Here is a 20,675-nt window from a genome sequence, read left to right as displayed (position 1 = left end):
AAATAAACATACTAAGATTAGTAGTGCAGACCAAGGCATTGGTTCGCACTACTATTTTTTATATAGTAGAAGTGAAGAAAGGGTCGTGGGTGCTTTGGGATCTTGAATCCGTAAAATAAACTGACCTTCTTCACTTACCTTATTTGAATCAGTTTTTAGTATGTTGGTCCTCGAGATCGTGTATAAGAAATGGGAATCGATAAGTGTAAGTTGAAGACTTCAATTTCACCTAAGGAGGAACTTTATGGAACACGTAATTGCGTTTGACGTCAGTATGGGTAAAAGTTACATGGTAATTTATAATGCACAAAAACAATGTGTATTTGAAAGTGAAATCAAGCATTCTAAACCCGAATTCGAAAAGCTACAAGAAAAAATTCATGAACTTGCAGATAATACTGGTGAATTACCTGAAATTGTGTTCGAATCAACAGGTATCTATTCCAGGCAGCTAGAACGATTTATGCAAGATAACCAGTATACGTATTGTTTATTAAACCCATTAGAAGCCAAACTACAATGTGATTCCTTACGGATTCATAAGACCGACCGAAGCGACGCACATCGATTAGCTCTCACTCACTTCACAGTTACCCGAAGGGTATCTAATGGAACTATCAACTCATTCCATCAGCTAAAATCTCTTTCTAGATGGTATAGCGAATTGGACAGTGAATTATCGATAATTCGTGGTCGTATGCACAAAGTAATTCAATTAACTTTTCCTGAATTGGAAAGAATGTTTACCAGTAAATCTGATTTGTTTTTAAATTTTGTTCAACTATTCCCCCACCCAGATTGTGTTTTAGGTCTTTCAAAAACAATCATAAAAAATCGTATTCGTGCCAACACCAATAAAAAAATATCAAATATTACAGCCGAGAAAAAAGCGATTCAGATAATTGAAATAGCGAAAACTTCCTATCCGGCTGTTTCTGAGAACGATGTTCTTTGTGATCAACTCAAATTATATGCAAAGCGCTATCAAGAGCTTCTTCACCAAAAAGAATGCTGTATTAACAAGATGGTATATATAGCCGAGCAACGTGCAGAATACGGTATCATTCTCAGTCTTCCTGGGATTGGCCCGAATACTGCAGTACGCTTGATGGCTGAAATAGGAGATATTACTCGTTTTAACAATAACAAGCAGCTCAATGCATTTGCAGGTATTGATATACGCCGTTTTCAATCAGGTAAAACCTTTTATAAAGATAAAATTAACAAACGTGGAAATAAACATTTGCGGAAGCTCCTTTTTCTCATCATCCAGAACATGATTAAACAACGACGTTACGGACAAAATCACATTGTTGAGTATTACGATAAATTAAAAACGCAACCCTATAACAAATGTCATAAAGTTGCGTCCATTGCATGTGTAAATAAGTTCTTGAAACTTCTCTTTCACCTTATTACACATGATATACACTATGATTATCGGTTAACGGCCTAATATCATAGTTTCATTCATCATATCATATCTCACCCCTAGCAAAAAACGAGTATATATTAGGGGTCTTTGTTATGCATGATAATAAGTATATGTTTATTCTGATATTCACTCCAGTAAAAACCTAAAAATACAGGTTGACTAATCGTAAGAAAAGCACCCGTTAACTTAATTAGAAAGTGCAATTAAACAGTAATAGTACCATTATTCCACCATTCAATAAATGTTTTTAATGATGGGGCAACCCACGTTCTGCTATCGTTTTCATGATTCCAAACATATACATCATCTTTTTGTATGACTCCATTTAATATTGCATACCCAAATAAGTCACCATTTCCTCCATCTGCAAAAAACAACAGACAATCAAAAGGCATATACAAATCTTTAAAATCGTTAAAACTTCGTAAATTCAGGTTCTCTTTAAGAATTTGTTCAATTGACCAAATGAAAAGACAATCGTATTCATCGAACACTCCATTGGTTTCATTTAATAGACTGGATAAGTCATTAGGTAATTCAACATTAAGTTTTTCTTTGATTTGGGATATTTCATCTTTAGTTGCAGGAACTTTAAATTGAAAATCTGTTGAAACATTACTGATAAAAGTCTTCCACATAGCCCGTATCCTTTCTTAACCCCTTTTTCTGTTCGCATGTTCATTTTACCTGATTGTCTTTTTTACACTGTCTAACTAAAGAGGATAATATCAATCATTACTTTGATTAAGTCCTTTTGTTTATATATATTTATTTTTAAATCATTGTTTACAGCAGATTAACTACTACCTGTCTTTCTATCCACTTATCTAGCTTATTTTTCGTATCATCATTTAATCGTTTTCTTTTACCGGATAACATCCTTGAAAGCGTTGAATACGAAATATCTATTTCTTTCGCTAACTCACGAATACTTTTCTTATTCTTCTCTTTATACGTGTTCATCTTTTCAATATAAAACTCAATACTATTAGGGGCTTCTTGATTTACTATGCTTATTGGCTGCCCTTCAATTACCGGTGGCTTTTCTTCCATCTCAATGACCAATGGTGCGTGCTGCTTACTTTTCTTAGTGATCAACTCTTGTTGTAATTTAACAAGTTCATTTGTAGGAGAAATTATTACTTTCAATTTTAACCAGTAGTTTTCAAACCAGTTTTTCCCCCTACATTTTTCTTCATCAATTTCGGGAGAGTATTTCCACTCTTGAATTACTTGGTCCCTCATAAGATCATCTAATGTCTTTTCAAAAACTTGTCTTATTAGACTTGGTTTTCTATTCGTGCTTATCTCCATTACTTGTAATAATCCTTTAGGACCACCAATACTATAAGAATGTGTTAAATGTTGATAGGATTGTTGAATGCGCCAACGCCAACTTAGATATCTGGTTAATCTTTTGTGATATCTCTGTTGCTTGCTATTATACTCTAGTGCTTTTTTTGATAATAAACCTGTTAGCTTTTCAGAGCCATAGAGATATTTTGATAAAAAGCTTCCTGGTGTAACGTTCATACTCTCTATTCCTAATGTTTTATCCGTATCAATATCTTTTGCAATGATAATTTCATCCATTACAAATAACCTTCGAATTCTTTGCTTTTTATAGGCTAGGCTTTCATTTGGATCTTCTTCATTTAATATCACGATTTCATTATCTTCATTTACATAAATAAAAATACTAGCAAGCGCAGCTAAACGCTCCATAATCTTTAATCTGTCTTCTTTTCGATAATAAGCCTTCCCATTCTTGATTTGTTTCATATTACACATATCTAATATTTGTTCGTAATGTACAGGCACAATAGTCTTATCATTTTCCGCACTCTTTACCCATAATTCCGTTACAATATCAAGGCAGTCCGCCGTTAAATCATCCATTACTCGAGTTAAAAATGTAGAATCAATTAGCGTGTTCCACCTTTTAAGCTCTTCTCTTTGTAATTTCATATCACCATCATCGTGGGATGATACTACCACTAGACTATTTTGTTTATCCTGCAATTGTGCAATACGAACATTTTTATCTTGATCATCTGTAAACTTATTCTTAGCAATGGTATCTGATAAATGGTACATAAACCCTGCATTACTTCGTTCTATATACTCGCTCTTAGCCTTTGAATCTAAAGATAATTCTTTTTCGACAACAGGCAGTTTAATCCCAAATTCCATATATAAATCGTCTTTTAAACATTCGAAAATTTCTTCCTTATGATTATCTAGTTTTGGGAGAATGTCTATCGCAGATAATCCTAAAGCTTCTTTTTTAGAAACCCATTTCACTAACCTTTCAAAAGTCTGTGATGAATAAGTTGAGTTGTAAATCCCATGTAAATCTCTTTCTACATCTTGATAGAATTGTTGCCATTTATTTAAAACTCTTTCACTCCCCTCAAATCCAGTAAGTAGGGGGTATGCTATATATAAAGTGTTTTGAAATAGTACTTTTAACTTTTCCACTAATAATCCTCCTAATTGCTTCTAATACAATTATATCAATTGCTACTAATCATTAATACCATTCTACATAGAGTTTCAAAAGTATGTACAGATTAAAGAGAATTTAACCTTTCTTGAAAACTGTAACAATTTCTTTTCTTTTACTTTATTTTAAAGCATCACTTATTTTCCCGTGTTGCGTACCTTTGCCAGATAGTACGCAACACTAATATAAAATAATAATTTCTCCACACATAAGACTTAATATTCAGAATATTATTGATAAATCGGTATTACTCTTCCAATTATTTGGTAATGAGTTTATATTTGAGATGAATTATTAGAAGATAGGGGGATTAAGTTATGAAACGGAACAAAATATGTGCAGTATTATTTTCTGTGGCCTTAATGTTTAGTGTTGTCTTTGCAGCTTTTTCATTTCCAACGGGGGCTAGCGCTCGAGTAATGGATGAGAATAGCGGTACTTACAATGGGGCTAACTATAACCCGCCAAAAAGCAGTGATACTATTAAGTTTAGTGTTACCCCAGGATATGGTCACCTTAAAGTGTACATCAAAAACCGTGGCCAATCTAACCTATATGTTTCACTTAAACATGTAGCTAGCGGAAAAGTATACTTTGAAAACAAAGAAATTAGAGTAGGCGATCCAGCGCTAGAATGGAAAAGTAACAAAGAAGGTTTTCCACAAGGCGTTAAGGCTGGTGACTTTGAACTCTCATTTAGTAGTGGCGGTAAAGCAGCATACCTTGACTGGGCTTACAAATCAGCAGATATTATTTGGCCTTAGATAAAGAAGACGGATTTTCCGTCTTCTTTTTTTATATTTATTAAAAATATTATGCAACATCTTTCCCGCGTTGCGTACCCTACCTGTAAACAGGCAACATCTTTCCTACGTTACATACTCTTCCTGTAAAACAGGCAACACCTTTCCCGCGTTGCGTACTCTTCCTGTAAAACAAGCAACACCTTTCCCGTTTTGCGTACTCTTCCTGTAAAATAAGCAACACCTTTCCCGCGTTGCGTACTCTTCCTGTAAAACAAGCAACACCTTTCCCGTTTTGCGTACTCTTCCTGTAAAATAAGCAACATCTTTCCCGTTTTGCGTACTCTTCCTGTAAAACAGGCAACACCTTTCCCGTCTTGCGTACTCTTCCTGTAAAACAGGCAACACCTTTCCCGTCTTGCGTACTCTTCCTGTAAAACAGGCAACATCTTTCCCATGTTGCGTACTTATTTCTCGCAACAAGCAACATTAAATATTTAAATTATTTAATTTCAATTTTAAAAAAAGCAACATTTTTCCCAAGTCGCGTACCCATTTTCCCGAAAAAGAAGCAACACCTTTCCCAAGTTGCGTACCAAAAAACAATTGAAATATCTATAAAGTATTGATGTTAAAGGATTTTTCTTTTTCTCAATAAGTAGCACCATACAAAAAAAGAGCAACACTCCTTCCCAAGTGGCGTACCAAAAAAAAACAAAATTTTTTTCTATCCCTTGTGGCTCTAAGACTCATAAGGTGTTGCCTTTTTTTAAATTCTCTCTTAAAGGGCACATTTTTACAAAATTCGTTTTGCTATAATCAAAATTGGAATATTTTATAGTCTTTTGGCATAAATTTCTGAATTTGTAGAACGGAGGTGAAAAAGATGGGAAAATCATTTGTAATACGAAATCAACGTAGCTTAAATGGGGAAACAACCAATGCTGTGCTAGTAACCATAAAATCTTGGCAAAAATTTGTGGAAACATTTGAGGAGAAATACTACAGCTATAAAGATACATATTTAGAAGATATTCTGCAGCACATGACATACGAAGAATGTATTGCTGACGTAGAAGGATTTGTCGAAAAGGCTAAACCATCTTTTTCACGTCGCGCAATGTCTGCACTTGCAGAAAAAACGGGAAGAAAGCATAAATTATACGGTATTACGAATGCAGATCTAGAAGTGTTCTTATATCTGCATAAGAAATGCTTTACTAATGGTGTTATTCCAAATGTAACCATACATATGATGTGGGAAGATTACAAGCAATATAAAGAAGAATTTGCTTATATCCAACATTCTCAATTCTATATTGCTTTGAAAAAGTTAAGCTTACATAACATTATCTCCATTGAAAATGGAATTGATGGCCGTTACACAATTAAACTCACTCATTTTCTGAATGAGGAAACAGAAAAAGCAAATCCGTACGTATATATTAGTCCTGTTGTATTTACAAAGGTTTTCTTTAAGCTATCTGTAGCGGCTAAGAAGCTATTCTTAGATATCGCAATGCAACAACATACAGAAACAACGTTAAAACGCTCTTTGGACAAGCAGGACGAAAGAGGAAATAAAACCCACTTCGGCGGGATGTATCGTTTCTTACATAAAAAATATCCGCATCAAATCCGTGCGGTTATCGATGAATTAACAAATGTATTACCTTGTACGGGTAGCCCCCTATTCAAAATTTGCAAAATGCAAAAAGGTGTAAAACATACAAAACGATATACAACACTATATCTATCTATCTATCCATTCAGACTTCTTATGTAAGAAAGAATCTGGAGAAGAACAATACAGGGATCCGTTTACACCAAAAGCTACCTATGCTCGTAAAGCGAAATTCATTGAATTACTTCTACAAGAAATGAATATCGGTGAACTGTCTGCAGACATGAATAAGTTCATTCATGTCTTAAAGCATACTTGTCATCGTCAAATTCGCAGTGTCATTCGTGGGCTTCGTGATATGGTTGATCGAAAAGAAGGATATCCGACGAAAATTGTATATACATTGAAAAAACTATTGCATCAGACATCTCAATATCAAATTCTTGATACAGCAGCAAAAGAAGGTATCTATCCTCTTATTGCGCAGCACATACCAAAAGAGAGAAAAAGTGACCGTGAGCAAGCTGTCTTTAATTTTGGTCTACATTATTCTATGTACTCTCTTCATAACATTAAGAAGATGTTTAGAAATGTACATGCACTACTGAAGCAGAAGTTTACGATACCAGTGACGGAAGAATCTTATCACCTTAATTATTTAAAATACCAGGAAGAAACGTTATTTAGAAAATATGCATATGATCAGGGCGTTAATCTTCATGCATATATCGCTTTAGAAATTGAAATGCGTGAAAAACTAAAAGTTCGTGGCCATAAAGAACGCACGATTCCAAGTGATGTACGTGAATGGTTTATCGAGGCAATTGATAAGCTGCCACAAGAAAAACTTCGTGTTATTGAGCTACCAAAGCAGTTTAATTTACTAGAATTTATGCGTACCTTCGAACGTTTAGTACGTGCCGGTGTAACAATAACAGCTCCAGATCAGGTGCTAACCGCAATGGAAATAAAATAATAGCAACAAGCTCTCTATTTTTGAAAAAATCGAAAGTGGAGGGCTATTCGTGTTTGGTTTATTCCGCCCTTTTTTTACTAATCTATTTATAAATACAAAACTAGAAGGACTTCATGTAAAATGGAGTCTTTTTTTATGCATTTCTATATAAATCCTATTCTACCTATAGTAGAATCTCCACACTACACATTAAGTATTCTTTACGTGTAGTAAAATATCCAATTTTATATCTACAAAAAATCAGAAGGATATTAATAAAAATAGTGGATATGAGGACAAATATGATCAAATGTGAATACTATTTTACTAATATTGTTGGGAGTACTAGTGCTATTGAATTTATCTAATAAAAATCATCAATAATAATGTGAGTTATGTGTAAATACTGTGTAATGTGAACAAATAGCTACATTCTCTGAACAAAATGTGGATAACCCAAACCCATAAACTTCTCTATTTACCAAAATAAAGAAAAAACACTCTATTTTAAAGGTTGAATAAATATAATATGATTTGTATCAATTTTTTTCCGATTTTATGTAGAAACATATAATTTTCTTTCTGCTTTTTTGTAGAATTGAAAGTCTAATAATTATTAAATCTAGGGATACATTTTCTACTATTTATGATTTTTTACGTTCTAATATTAAATTTTTCCTTTTGAGAGTAGATCTCTTCCCCATTTTTGATAGCCTATAAAAGTTTTGTCTTTATTTCTTTTTAATATATAAGATATATATTTATAATAGATTTTATTATTACTAATATGATTGTTAATAAGATGTCAGACCTAATTGAAAATATTTGTAAAATCCGTTATAATAATGGTAATTAAACATATCATTACTCCCATGTAAAAGGACAAATCTACGAATCCTTATTAGGACGAGATTTGTCTTTTTTTCATTGAAAATAAAAAACAACATATCAAAAAGGAAAAGGGTTGTTTGTCCGTTTTCCTTTTTGATATGCCAGCAACCGAGCGTAGCAAAGGACGGTAGCAGGTCTTTCACTTATTTTTTGTTATAATATATGATAAGAATTTAGGTGATTATAATGAACAAGGGTATTAGTTTAGAAGTAGTATTAGAAGCATTTTCTGCTTATTTAGCAGAAAAAAATATTAAAACAAACTATACTTTCAACAAAAGGATTAACAGAAAGACAAGTTAAATATGCCCTCTTATTATGGATAGAAACGCTTTTATAATAGATTTAGTAGTAAACTATGGGTTGTCCTTACAAGAGCTTGTATCGCCTAATATGAGCCATATACAGCTTGCTTGGAACACTATAATTGTTCCATGTGAAAATGGAGCTACTAGATCTGTCTTCTTAACAGTTAAAGATACACAGCAAGTTTACAAATATTATTCGACTAGGCCTGAACCCGTAAGACCTCGACAACACACAAATAATCCCCTATTTTTGGCATTTGATTTTAATGGAGGTACTTATATCGATGGGTTTACGAAAATGATGCGCCTAAGACTTTGTCTGAGGTTGTTATACAAAAGATGATACGGCTTGAGGTGAAACGGGCAGAGTTCAATAGACGTGTTTCTGCACAGCAAATGAGGAACAGATTTATTCACAGTGTTATTAAGCAAGAATTAAATGAAGATGAATTGGTAAGTAGAATGGGGTTCAAAACCAAGATATCCCTAAAAAGATATTTCCGATATTTGCAGCACGTTTAAAACAATATAACCAAAGGTGTTTTAATCTATCCAACTGTAAAAAGACTACGGAAATTTTAAAAGCTAAAACAAGTATAACCCCGTTCTAAATTTAGGACGGGGTTAAAATATAAATGTTTAGCGTAATAAATTCAAGAGTAACCTTTAATTTATTTGAAACCAGAGATGCTCCTAGCACTCTATCTATTCATTTTGTTCTTTTGTAGATAATCCACTTAATAATTCCTGCAAGTAACATCAGGAACGGGATTATCTGGATAAGCCAAAATCCTTTCCAGAAATCAAATATATCGTTCGTTGGAGAATCTGTCGCCATTAAACCTATAAAAAGAGATAATGGACTTATAAACACATTTAATCCCAAACTAATCATAATAAATGACAGATTCTTACTTTTAATCTTCGGTGATGTCGCCATTTTGAATAGGAATATTGTAATAGCTATTATAAGAAGTAAGAACCCATAGAATCTAATCATTTCCATAATATTACTCCTGTCTAAATTAGATTAAATCTTTTGGCATTTTAAATTGTCCTCTTAGTTTGCATGAAATTCTGTATCACCTTAGAGTATAGAATTTATGATTATACTTGAATTTTTTATTTATAGTTATTTGAAAATATATAGTTTAAATATAAAGAAAAAGCCCTCTCACGAGTGCCTTTCTTCAATTATTATTACAAACCAAGTTCTAGAAAACGGTTTATACCATGATAATATAATGGATTGCCAGAACCTTTAGCAGAATAAGTATAAAGTTTTCCTAAAGTATCTCCCCAAAGACTGACTTTATCATTTTCAATACGATAATTATCGATAAAACCATCATATGCGCTTACTTTATCTTTAGCAATTTTTTTATAAGCTTTGGCTGTATAGGACGGATCAAGGAAATTGATACCTGTAGAAATACCCGGAGCATTGAATGTCATAGTATAAGATGGACCACTAATTATCGTTCCGTCAATCATTTCACTTTGTACCCATTGTGCTAAATATCCACCTAGTGAATGTCCTGTAAAATAAACATGATGCATTTTTGGCCGATCTTTATCAATTATCTTTTTTACATAATCTACAGCTGATTGAGCTTGTAATCCTCCAACATTCCCAGCTACTTGTGCAACATCAATTACAAAGTCCAACGTTTCTTGAGAGCCTCTGAATGCAAAGGTATACCCATAAAATCCTCTATCATAGTCTTCAATATATTTTTTTCTATATACAACTACGTCTAATGAATTGGATGCTGAATAAGTGTCATATACTTGCCATCCACCTTCGATAAAACTATCTTTTGAAGGCGTATCATATGCTCTTTTAGACATATAAGCAAGTTGATTTACAAAAGATGTCTCAGTTGCTGTTGCAGCTAAGCCAAATTTTTTAAATGATTTATCTTGTTTTTCTACTTCTTTTACCCAATGTGGAATTGGAGCAGTTTCTCCAGGTTGTAATTTAATTTCTTTTTCTTTATCTGGATTCGTTGTATTACCGTCCCAACTCTTTTGTAATTCTTTTTGAACTTCTTTGTCATTTTGAATTACAGATTGATTTTCTTCAGCGAAAACTTTTGAAGTTGGTATAGCTTGTCCTAAAGAAATGCAACTTGCTAATGCTAATGCTAATGCGACTTTCTTTTGCATTCTGACTTTTCTCCCCTTGTATTTGTAATTTAAAACCAAAACATAACTTATATAAGATTACTAGACGTCTACTAAAAAATTCATCTCACATCAAATCACATAGCGTATAGTATTATATGCTGCGTGATTGCTAATCTAGTTCCCTAAAAGTAGGAACATATAGAATATCCTTATAAAGTGTTTTATTATTTTTGGGAATACTTAATTATTATCGCTATTTTATATATGTAAATCAAAATAAAATTTTCGACATTTTTAGATAATTAACGGGAAACAATTAAAATATTTTTTTATAATTAAGAGCATCTCTTACATTTATTCACTCTTACAATTTGAAAAGTTTAAAAAATACCCCTTAGCAAGAAAAAGAAAACCAGGAACAAAAAATGAAATTGAGGTAATGGTGCAAAGGTAAGTGAAAGTTAAATGTCGGGTTACGTGTAATAGAGTGGTTTGTTCCTCTGTAATTTAAGTTTTTTAGAAAGCTTTTATTTTTAATAATGATACCTTGGAGGTAGTGGCTGTGGATTAATTTCTACAAAAATACCAGGAGGTAGTGGTTGCGGGTTGAGCTGTACAAAATTATCCCATGACCCAAATGGAATATACTGCATAGGATTTGGTGTAATTGATGTATATACCTGTAGATGACAACACGGAACTATATGCATTAATATTTCATCTCCTTCAAAATAATAATTCGTTCATGACAATTTATGTACTTTAGATTTAAGTAAAGTAGTAATACTGCCTAATCTTTAAAAATAGTTAAATACAATTTACTAGAACAAAAATACATTCATGCAATGAGTATATAATTGGGTAAGAGGGGATATTTTATGGGATTTGAACCAAAAGAAACAGTCTTATGAATTGCTGAAGCGGATAATAACCGCTTAACTAAAACATACTTTGATCCAGGCTGGATTGTATTCAACAGTAGTACTGGGGATAAAAGTGATGTTCTTATATCTAACATTACTGGTTCAGTTGTGCTAAATTCTGATAAGAGTAGTCAAGTTAGTTTTTCATACATTCTAAATAACAACAGGACCCTCTTGGGGGAAGTAGTGTGGAATCCGGTTTTTCAGATTCTTTATTTAACCAAAGATGGAGGGTTCCTAACTGGATGGCGGGATATTGTATCATCTGATTGTAGGTTAAAGAACTATCCTGTCACGCACACGTGGACTGTTCCACGCAATATTTATGATGACTTTGGGCAAATTCGTCCTTTTCTTAGTAGCTCCTCAGCACCTTGGTATCCTTGTCCTAGGTAACAAAAATTATTAGTGAGATTATAAGAAATAGGATGTCTCAATTTTAAATTATTGGCTTTTATCGCTAAAAATTTAATAAACTGTCATCTAAAAAGAAACTCTAGGTTAGCCAATAATTCGTATAGGGTGCAGTTTCTATTTTATTTACAATATTTATTATACTTGCTCCTCTGCAGTGTAATAAAAAAGACATTGAACAAATACGTTTAATGTCTTTTTCCCTCTAATATACTTGCCTTGTTTATCTTGTATTTATATACCAAGCAACTGCTTCTTTTTGGCGTTAAACTCATCTTCTGTAATAACGCCCATATCGTACAGCTCTTTGAACTTCTTTAATTCGTCTGCTGTTGATATTGGAGCAGATACTGCTTGTGGTTGAGTTTCATTAGGTTTGCTTTTTAAAGTATCTAGAACTTGATGAATATGATTATTAATGGATTTTGCTGAATCTTTATCTAACGCAACTTTGATCTTTTCTTGCGGAGTATCAATTGTTAGAAAGCCGAACAACATCCCTGTTTCAAAAGATATATCATTTATCTTTTCATGATCTACTGCTTTGAATTTTTCACCAGCCATTGTTTTTTGTCCAAACATAATGCGTTTATTAGTTATGGCGTAGGCATAATTACCATCATGCTTTGTTGTAGATTGATAATCATGCATTCCGATATAAGTCATATGAATTTTTTCGCCATTCATCAAGTTATCTTCTAGTACCTTGAAGTGTTTTACAGCCCACTTTTCATTAAAGCCAGAACCGAATTTATTATCTATACAGAATTGATACATTCCTTCAGCGCATGACAATGGATCCTCAGCAAGTTTTGCTATCTTTGCATCGATTGTAGCTTTCAATTCTTCGATAGTGTCCGTACTTACACTTACAACACCCAAGCCACCTGCTTTATGAAAGCAATCTGGGCATATCCATGCATCAGATTTTAGTATTTTATAACGATTTAAACCAACCTTTTTATCACAAACACCACATACTATCTTTTAAAAAAAACCATAATTCTTCCTCCAGTTATATATATCGAATAGTAGCAAACAAACCTAGCTTTCTACGAAATATTATAATTTATAAATATAAGTATAACACACCTAAAATACTATAGAATGCCAAACAAAACCTTAACCATTTGTTCCTCTATAGTTTAAAAAGAAAAAAGACATTGAAACAAACTGTTCAATGTCTTTTTTCTTTTTAAATGTTTGTATACTCAAAGTATAATTTTTCTGGTTTTCCATACATGTTAATTTCATTTTGATATACGACAGCTAATGGCTGAGACATCTCAATGCTTTCCACATAGGATAATGAAGCAGTTGCTTCTATTTTTTCTTTAATCTCATTAGGAATGTCTGAGTAAGATAAGTTATTCATTTTACTTCCTAGTTTAGTATCTGTAGCAGCTTCATAATAAATTTCGGTAATTAAGACTTCATTATCATCTGGATCATATATGTATCCTCGATTAACTGTAATCATATTATATAACTCCTCTCAAGTTTCATATTCTAATTTCTTGTGCTTTTAGCATTGCAACAAGTACTTTACATATTTAGATTCCTTTGTTCTTCTCTTTCGGATGCCATTATGAATTGATACTTATTATCTTACTTCATCGTAAACTGTTGGAATTTCCAACAGTATAAAGGAGCGATAAAGGTTTGATTTTATAGATAGTAAGTTCATAACTTTTAACGTGGTAATTAATTTTTTTCTTTTGAAAGTTTTAAATCATTTCCCCTATTGATAATGTTGACTTATCTAAAGTAATTGCATGTTCATATTTCATCATAAATATCCTCTTTTTTAAATAAAAGGCACGAAATATGTGCGTTTCATCCATATTTTTTTTATCGTTTTCCGACAGAAGACTCCTTCCTCAAAAATGTGAAGGTGTGAGATGAATGTCGGTTGGCATAAGCCAACATATTTGCTATCATTTACTTGTACAGGTTGGTTGCAGAAAAACGTTGCAACCGTAAAATCTTCAACATTCTATCGCCCCACGCTTCTCAAAATTGCGAAAACCAAGCTAAAGTAGGTAGTGTGGTGAGTCAGCGTACAAGATACTTATGTTCTCACCGTAGGGACTGCGGGTAGAGCCTGCTAAGATAACTCGTGGATGCATCGGTGTTCGCAGGAATCTCCCACTTCAAACAGTCCGTTAGGACGTTAAGTGGTGAGTAGTTCAAGCTATACTCTGTAAAAATTCATATAATCTCTCCTCTAAATTAAACAAAAAGCACAAAATATGTGTTTTCTCATTTAGCATACTTTTAGTCCTGAAGGTTTATGTATAAGTGATTCCTAACTCGAAGACAACACAAAAAGGACTTCTTCAAGTCGATTAAAATGTGCATAGCAAAATAAGCTATATATACACTAATCGGCTCAAAGAAGCCCTTTCATAATTGAAACAAGAATACAACTTGTTTCTAAAACTCAACCACAACACATAGGGTGTGGGAATAGACGGAATCAATTAAACAATAAATATAGATTTATATTAAACCATTTTTATATTATATTCAATTGTTTTCAATAGAACAGGGATAAGAAGGAAGTTTATATGCAGATCCCACATGTATTGTATAATAATGCCACTGAATCCCCTGCTATAAATCCCCTCTTATATTCAGTCCCTGGAGTTACTTCATGTACTGTATTTCAAAATATAGCTTTTCTGGCTTTTGATTTTGAACTAAATAACAAAGTATTTCCTTAATATTTTTTTCTTCTACTTCAACACTTTCCATATAGGTCATACTTTCGTTTTCCTGGACCTTTTGAAAAATAGCAACAGGTACTTTAACTGCATCAAATACACCCATTTTACTGCCTAACTTTTTTTCTGATGTACCATCATAGAAAATTTCATTTACTATTACCTCATTATCATCAGGATCGTACATGTACCCTCTTTGTATACGTAGCAATATAGTACTCCTTTCTTTTATATTCCTCCAATGAAATAACTATATTTGTATATAATGTTATTTTATTAACAGGTGTCAAAGAATATTATTTCGCAAAATCCGTGCTTTGTATAGAGGTAGATATAGGATTATTAATTTTGTTAAGTTTTTTTGAATACTCCAAGCTAATTATAAAATAAACAAGCCACCTTTAAAGCGAAAGCTTGTATGGTGGCTTAGTTTTCTATAAATAGCTTTGTATCTAATTGTTTGATCTCCCCTTCTGCAAGAGGTTGATAAAAAGCGTGTTGTAATCCTTGAAAATGTAAAGATTCCCCTATGCATAACAATACTTTACCAGGAATTAAATCAAGTAATAGTTCATTATTAATTTGCTTTGCTTGTTTTTTAGTAGAAACATAAATAACTAAGATTGTAGGGTTATTCCCTAAGTCCTGCATAATAACATCTTTTCCTGACTCTACAAAAGTCTTCCATCTAGCAATTATTCGTTTTAATCGATCCTTTTGATCAGATAATAAGGTGGAGTATACAACAAAATTAAATTTACGTTCTTTTCCTCCATTTACTATAAAACCTAAAGAAGGAGTAAAAACCCCTTTACTAATAGATGGATGCATAATATGCCCTAAAAATGAAGGAGCATAGCGTAAATGGCAAAGTAGGTCTATATCATGCCAATAACGCAGGTGAATATATTTACCATGATTGTCAAGACGCTCTGGGGCAAAGAAGAACATATTTCCTTGCCAGTATTTTAGTAGTTTAAATCCATTGTTGGATAAGGTATATGCTTCTTCAAAGATTTCCATATCAAAAATTTCTACTTGCCATTTTTCGATAAATTGATAGTAAAGTAATCCTTGAAGTGCATTATTAATTTTCTTCCGCGAAAATTTATTCTTGAATAGATATAATAAATGATTAAACCGAACGGATGTATGAACACCAATAAAATTGAGTATAGCATATTGTTCCTCTGTTAAAAGTTGCTTAAACTTAACTAATTCGTCATAAGAGTGGAATACATAGGTTTTATCCAAATCATGTATTCGATATATTTGAAGTCCTTGTGCATCCTCACTTGATAAATGAGGAATAGAAGGGATATAAGTAGACATTTGTTTCTCTATTGTATGCATAATCATCCATTAAAATTGGTAAATTGACGAATTAGATTTTTTACTTTGGCCTTGCGGATAATTTAGGATACGTACTGTTCCTCTTCTATTTTTAGCATCAATATTAAGCAGCTCACATGTAACAATTGTTTGGTTTATTGCGTCATCCATGGTTGGATTTTCCAGATTTCGACCTTTTAGTCCTTTAAACTGAATACCTGGTGCAACCTCTACGAAAATTCCAGCAATAGCATCTACACCCACAATTTTACCTACAAAGCGGTCACGTCGTTTGTTTAATTCTAATAGTTTTTCCATTGGATCCGTTTCTAGTTTCTTTTTATTTCCTCTAAACTCATAGCGCCCATCCTTTTCTACTACTTTATCGATGATAAGCTCTACAACATCACCAATAATAATATCCGCCGAGCGAACGAATGAATGAGACCATTGCGAGTATCTTACTCCTACTGTTACACCATGAACTTCAACCAGAATAGTTTGTGCAGATGGAATATGTCCAGAAACTGTTCCTGTATATACTTTATTCCCCTCTTGCTCTACTATTTCTTCATATAATTTTCTTTGTAGTGCAAGTTCTCCTGCAGTGATAGATACAACAGCAAAGTTCCCTTCCTCAGTTTTTTGGAAATGCTCAATAATAACGGGTTTTGTTTTACCTATCAGCCATTGAGGATTTTTAGGAATATTTATACCTGCCTCTGTAAGTGGACAATATGCTGTCGTATGAGTACCAATTTGCATTGTGAGCACTTGTATCCGCTCAGATGTCCCGTTTTTAGTTGGGAATAATTTTTCAGATACTATGGTAATTAAGCCTTTCCCTACAGTACGTTCACGTTTCATACGAGCTAATGCTTCTAATTCATGTTCACGTATTCTTTCAAATTGATTGAAAGTTGATTCTATAAAGATGTCCTCTAGCGTGTTATCCGGTTCAAATGCCATCCCTAGTTCTTTTGTAATATGAGTATTTACCTTATCTTCAACCATTATATTTTCCTCCTAGAACGTAAAAAAGGACACACCTGTACCGTTGGAATGGTACGTAAGGTGTGTCCTTCACGTAAGTCATGTTTTATTTATATAATTATTAATTAAAATATAACGTTTTTATGTAATTTGTGCAAGTATTATTTTTTGAAAAGGGAAAAGTTAAAATACTATATCTAACCTTTCCTCCTAATTTAAGCTAGATTTTCCCTGAAAATATAATCTTGAATAAAAAGTTATTTTAGGTTTCTATAGGTATTAATCAAAAAAATCATCTAATTCCTTACTCATTACATTAGATGTATTTTTCTTTTGGTGCTGGTTTTTATTAAGTAGTGAATTCGTATTGTTATAATTATTTTTTTGTTTGGTTTTTAAGTCCTTTTGTCGTTCTGTATAGCCCATATGTTTATATTCAGGCTGCTCTGCGTTAGTTCTAGTGTTCTCCACGATATTCTTTTGTAAGTTTTGATGAACAGTAATGCTAATAGATTCGTAAACTTTTGCAACCTCTTCATCAAGTTTATTTTCTTTAGTGGGATTAACTGTTTTTGTAGCTGGTTTCAAATTAGTTTTCATATCTATTTTTGCTTCCTCTAATACTGTAGTTATAAGTCCCTCTGTAAGAAGCTTTTTTTGCAATGGATCAGTCTCAACAGGAATTCCTAAATGAATTGGGTAATCTATATCCCTTTTTGGTTCCAACATAGTATTAGATACCTCTTTCTTCCGTTCTGCTAGCTCCATATTTTTTTTAGGACTTACAATTTCCATATGTGTCTCCTTTGTTATATTCGGCAGCTCGCCATTCCGTTGTAGGGCATCTTGTAATCTTGAAGCACGTGTATAATTGATTTTAAATGCCTTCTGTAGTGCATGTATAGAAGCATTCCCTGATTCCTTAACAAAGGCTACTACATCATCATATAGGATGTCTTTAAAGAAGCCTGTTTCTTCTTGCTTTGCCTCTGTCTCTTCGTTTGGAATGCTATTTTCTCGTGAAGTCGTATTATCTAAATCTGTATTAGATGAAAGAGTCGTATTGATTTGAGAATCCTTTGATAATATTGACGTACTATTATTTTTTGAAATTAAAACTTTACGAGGGCTATTCCCAGTGTAAGTGCTCACAACCTGATTGTGTTCTAACTTCTCAATAAATTGTACAGCCTTTATATGGCTGATTCTGAATTTTCTTTGCAAAAGAGATGGCGAGATTTGTTGTGATTCGATCACAAATGCCTTAATTTCTTCATACAACTTATTTTCAGTTTCTTCAATAACATGTCCCTGTTGACTGACAGCCGTATAATAATCAGGAAAAGTTACATTTTCTACGGTGTTTATTTCATATTCGGACTTGTGTTCTTTATAATTCTCCAACTCTACAATATGTTGGTTCTTATTGTTTGTTTCTATGGAATTGTTTTGGCCTATTTTATCACCATGCATAGGTGGAAATGATTCTATCTGTTTTATATTATTTGCATCTACATGTTTCATAGGATTTGATTTTGCGATAGATTCTTCAATGAATCGAAGACGTTCGTTTTCCCAATATTGTCCAGACTTAGTCTCTACTTGAATGATTGCTTGAGAAAATTCCTCTTTGGGTACAAAGTTACTAGTAATTTGTTGTACAGGTTGTACATGATTGTCTTGTACAATACGTGCAGCACAAATGAAGGCACCTTGTGCCATGATATCTCCTGGTGACATAACGACTTCTTTTAATTTTTGATATGTCGAACCTAAGCGACTAACGGGATTCTCTTGCATAGGAGAAATCCCTTGTTCAGATTCCGATTCTTTAAATTCCTCTGTTTCACCAAACATGTCAGAGAAAATTTTCGCATCATATGGTGTTACATCACCAAATATCATCTTGTTACGGAACGAACCTAGTAAAGTAAACATATACTGCTCTGTGAAATCCAAAGCTAATTGAGATAGTGTTTGACTTGCAATTGTCAGAATGACTTTATATTTACGAGATTGTGCAGGGAACTCTTTGAACGGGCGCACAACATAATCAGGGAATTCATCCACAATAATATGATGGTATGGTGAAATATTTGGTTCTCTTCGGAATACAGCATTTTGCATACTTAGTAATACGAATTTTCCTAGTACATTAGAAAGATCTGCAAGTTCTCCTTTGGCTGTATTTACTAGTAAAATACCACCTTGCTCTAGGTGAACATCAAAATCAAAATCTGATTTTCCAAATAAAATACGTCGTATTAAAACATTTGAGGCTAAATCTTTTAAGATGTTACGCAAACCTTTTACATATTCTTCTTCCCGGTCATAATGCATTGGTTTTCCACGATATTTTCCAGATTTATAAACGGCCGGTACCCCTTGGAAACCCATTTTTTCACGAATGGTATTATCGAACCATTCATCGATACCTTTTATAATCTTATATTCGTTTTTCTGGTCACGTGAAGCAACACCACTTTGAACAAAATCATATAATTTTTCTACCTGTACTTTTAATAGTTTGTGCATACGGTGTACACGTTCTACATCGTCGTACATATCTATTAAGTCATCAAAGGTCACATCTTTTTGTGGGTTATGTAGTTTTAATAAATAAATATGTTGCTTAAGGTGGTTCCGTTGTGCTTGTTCAAAGAATGCATTATTAGATTCCGACAAACCCTGGATAACCATTGCAAAAACCTCTGCTACCTTATCAACTGGTCCACGTAAAATATTAATGTTTTTGGTATCAGGATTTGTGGGATCGATATAATAAATTGAACTTTCAGGGATTTTGTGTGCTTGTACTAACTTAAATACCTTTTGACATAAATCATTACTCGGTTCAATAACAGTTATCCCATTTAAACATGTTCCTTTTACTTCTTCTGTATCATAATTATTCTTTTTATACGTATTTTCAAACTTATTAATAAAACGTACCATCCAGTGTAAATCTTGATTAATCATTGGAATAATTAAACTAGATGTCTTACCAGATCCAATAGGACCAATAATAATTCCATTTAGGGTTCTATCTTTCCCTTTGATTCGAATCATTTCTTTGTGCTTAATATGAGGCCCTATCTCAACATCAGGATATATTTGTTCCTCTTGGCTATTAAACCACTTTTGCAACTTATGATTTTTATATTCGTATTTTTGTACCCACTTTAAGATTTCTTCTCTGTAACGGACAATATGGCCACTATACCAAAGACTAAACAAAATTATAAATACGGTCGGTAAGAATACAAATATCATGGTGAGTGTATGGAAATTTCCTGTTAATACATCCCCTATTGCTTGATACTCACCAAAATTAACATGTTTTGCTTTATTCATGAGATAAGGAATAACTTTCGCATGGATAGGAGTAGTTGCAAACCATAAAAACTGAATATCTACTGCAATATGAGAAGCAATTAAAATTAATAACTTGCCATTTTGAAATTGTAAAGCTGGGATACGGCTGTAGAACCTAAAACTAAATTCTCCTAATAGCAAAGAGAAGAACATTAAAAATAGTGGTACATATGTAATTTCTATAGGATAAGACGGTGGTTCAAATGCATAGTAGAGTAACTGTATGTAGTTTGCTACACCAAATCCAAATGAAAGGATAAATCCGCTAATTAAGGCGATTGTAGTGTATAATGGTAATCTTTGCTTAGATGTCTCCATAA

13 protein-coding genes and 2 pseudogenes are annotated in these 20,675 nt (G+C 32.8%); 4 read left to right on the top strand and 11 right to left on the bottom strand.

Going from position 1 to position 20,675, the window contains the following annotated elements; translation table 11 throughout:
* Positions 1 to 244: 244 nt before the first annotated feature.
* On the top strand, positions 245 to 1,456 hold the full coding sequence (locus tag ACTJJY_RS23860; protein ID WP_440605350.1) for an IS110 family transposase: 1,212 nt from the start codon (positions 245 to 247) through the stop codon (positions 1,454 to 1,456).
* A 182-nt stretch (positions 1,457 to 1,638) separates the two neighbouring features.
* Here ACTJJY_RS23860 and ACTJJY_RS23855 read toward each other — a convergent pair whose 3' ends face one another.
* Together ACTJJY_RS23855 and ACTJJY_RS23850 are read right to left on the bottom strand one after the other, a co-directional pair.
* Positions 1,639 to 2,073: an SMI1/KNR4 family protein gene (locus tag ACTJJY_RS23855; RefSeq protein WP_063549649.1), complete on the bottom strand. Its 435-nt coding sequence runs from the start codon at positions 2,071 to 2,073 to the stop codon at positions 1,639 to 1,641.
* A 148-nt stretch (positions 2,074 to 2,221) separates the two neighbouring features.
* Positions 2,222 to 3,916 (bottom strand): helix-turn-helix domain-containing protein, encoded by a 1,695-nt coding sequence (locus ACTJJY_RS23850; protein WP_063549647.1) that lies wholly within the window; start codon positions 3,914 to 3,916, stop codon positions 2,222 to 2,224.
* Between the two features lie 342 nt (positions 3,917 to 4,258).
* On the opposite strand from ACTJJY_RS23850, the gene ACTJJY_RS23845 reads away from it, so the two are divergent.
* From ACTJJY_RS23845 to ACTJJY_RS23835, 3 genes and pseudogenes are all read left to right on the top strand, one after another.
* Entirely contained in the window at positions 4,259 to 4,705 is a 447-nt protein-coding gene (locus ACTJJY_RS23845; RefSeq protein ID WP_000827868.1) for a hypothetical protein, read from the top strand.
* Between the two features lie 865 nt (positions 4,706 to 5,570).
* Positions 5,571 to 7,284 (top strand): annotated as a pseudogene (locus ACTJJY_RS23840) (hypothetical protein).
* Between the two features lie 1,111 nt (positions 7,285 to 8,395).
* A pseudogene (locus ACTJJY_RS23835) lies at positions 8,396 to 8,984 on the top strand (site-specific integrase); the annotation flags it as partial.
* 187 nt (positions 8,985 to 9,171) lie between these two features.
* Here ACTJJY_RS23835 and ACTJJY_RS23830 read toward each other — a convergent pair.
* The 9 genes from ACTJJY_RS23830 to ACTJJY_RS23790 form a co-directional block, all read right to left on the bottom strand.
* Entirely contained in the window at positions 9,172 to 9,468 is a 297-nt protein-coding gene (locus ACTJJY_RS23830) for a hypothetical protein (RefSeq protein ID WP_043936477.1), read from the bottom strand.
* A gap of 194 nt (positions 9,469 to 9,662) precedes the next feature.
* Positions 9,663 to 10,631: a hypothetical protein gene (locus ACTJJY_RS23825; RefSeq protein WP_440606716.1), complete on the bottom strand. Its 969-nt coding sequence runs from the start codon at positions 10,629 to 10,631 to the stop codon at positions 9,663 to 9,665.
* Positions 10,632 to 11,125: 494 nt separating this feature from the next.
* Positions 11,126 to 11,302 carry a hypothetical protein gene (locus ACTJJY_RS23820; RefSeq protein WP_440606715.1) on the bottom strand — a complete coding sequence of 59 codons (177 nt, stop codon included), beginning with the start codon at positions 11,300 to 11,302 and terminating at the stop codon, positions 11,126 to 11,128.
* Between the two features lie 861 nt (positions 11,303 to 12,163).
* The gene (locus tag ACTJJY_RS23815) at positions 12,164 to 12,811 is read right to left on the bottom strand and encodes a PH domain-containing protein (RefSeq protein WP_440606714.1); all 648 of its coding nucleotides are present in this window, start codon (positions 12,809 to 12,811) and stop codon (positions 12,164 to 12,166) included.
* Between the two features lie 313 nt (positions 12,812 to 13,124).
* A complete protein-coding gene (locus ACTJJY_RS23810) occupies positions 13,125 to 13,409 on the bottom strand; it encodes a hypothetical protein (RefSeq protein ID WP_043936475.1) in 285 nt (94 codons plus the stop codon).
* 1,169 nt (positions 13,410 to 14,578) lie between these two features.
* The gene (locus ACTJJY_RS23805; RefSeq protein ID WP_002083359.1) at positions 14,579 to 14,866 is read right to left on the bottom strand and encodes a hypothetical protein; all 288 of its coding nucleotides are present in this window, start codon (positions 14,864 to 14,866) and stop codon (positions 14,579 to 14,581) included.
* Positions 14,867 to 15,081: 215 nt separating this feature from the next.
* The gene (locus ACTJJY_RS23800; RefSeq protein WP_440606719.1) at positions 15,082 to 16,008 is read right to left on the bottom strand and encodes a hypothetical protein; all 927 of its coding nucleotides are present in this window, start codon (positions 16,006 to 16,008) and stop codon (positions 15,082 to 15,084) included.
* Positions 16,009 to 16,017: 9 nt separating this feature from the next.
* Positions 16,018 to 17,001 carry an RNA-binding protein gene (locus tag ACTJJY_RS23795; RefSeq protein ID WP_440606713.1) on the bottom strand — a complete coding sequence of 328 codons (984 nt, stop codon included), beginning with the start codon at positions 16,999 to 17,001 and terminating at the stop codon, positions 16,018 to 16,020.
* Between the two features lie 258 nt (positions 17,002 to 17,259).
* Positions 17,260 to 20,673: a DNA translocase FtsK gene (locus tag ACTJJY_RS23790; protein ID WP_440606712.1), complete on the bottom strand. Its 3,414-nt coding sequence runs from the start codon at positions 20,671 to 20,673 to the stop codon at positions 17,260 to 17,262.
* Positions 20,674 to 20,675: the final 2 nt, after the last annotated feature.

It is taken from the genome of Bacillus sp. 22475, from assembly GCF_052044835.1.
GTDB lineage: Bacteria > Bacillota > Bacilli > Bacillales > Bacillaceae_G > Bacillus_A > Bacillus_A cereus.
The sequence above is the reverse complement of the archived record's forward strand: the minus strand, read 5'-3'. Positions and strand labels throughout refer to the sequence as shown.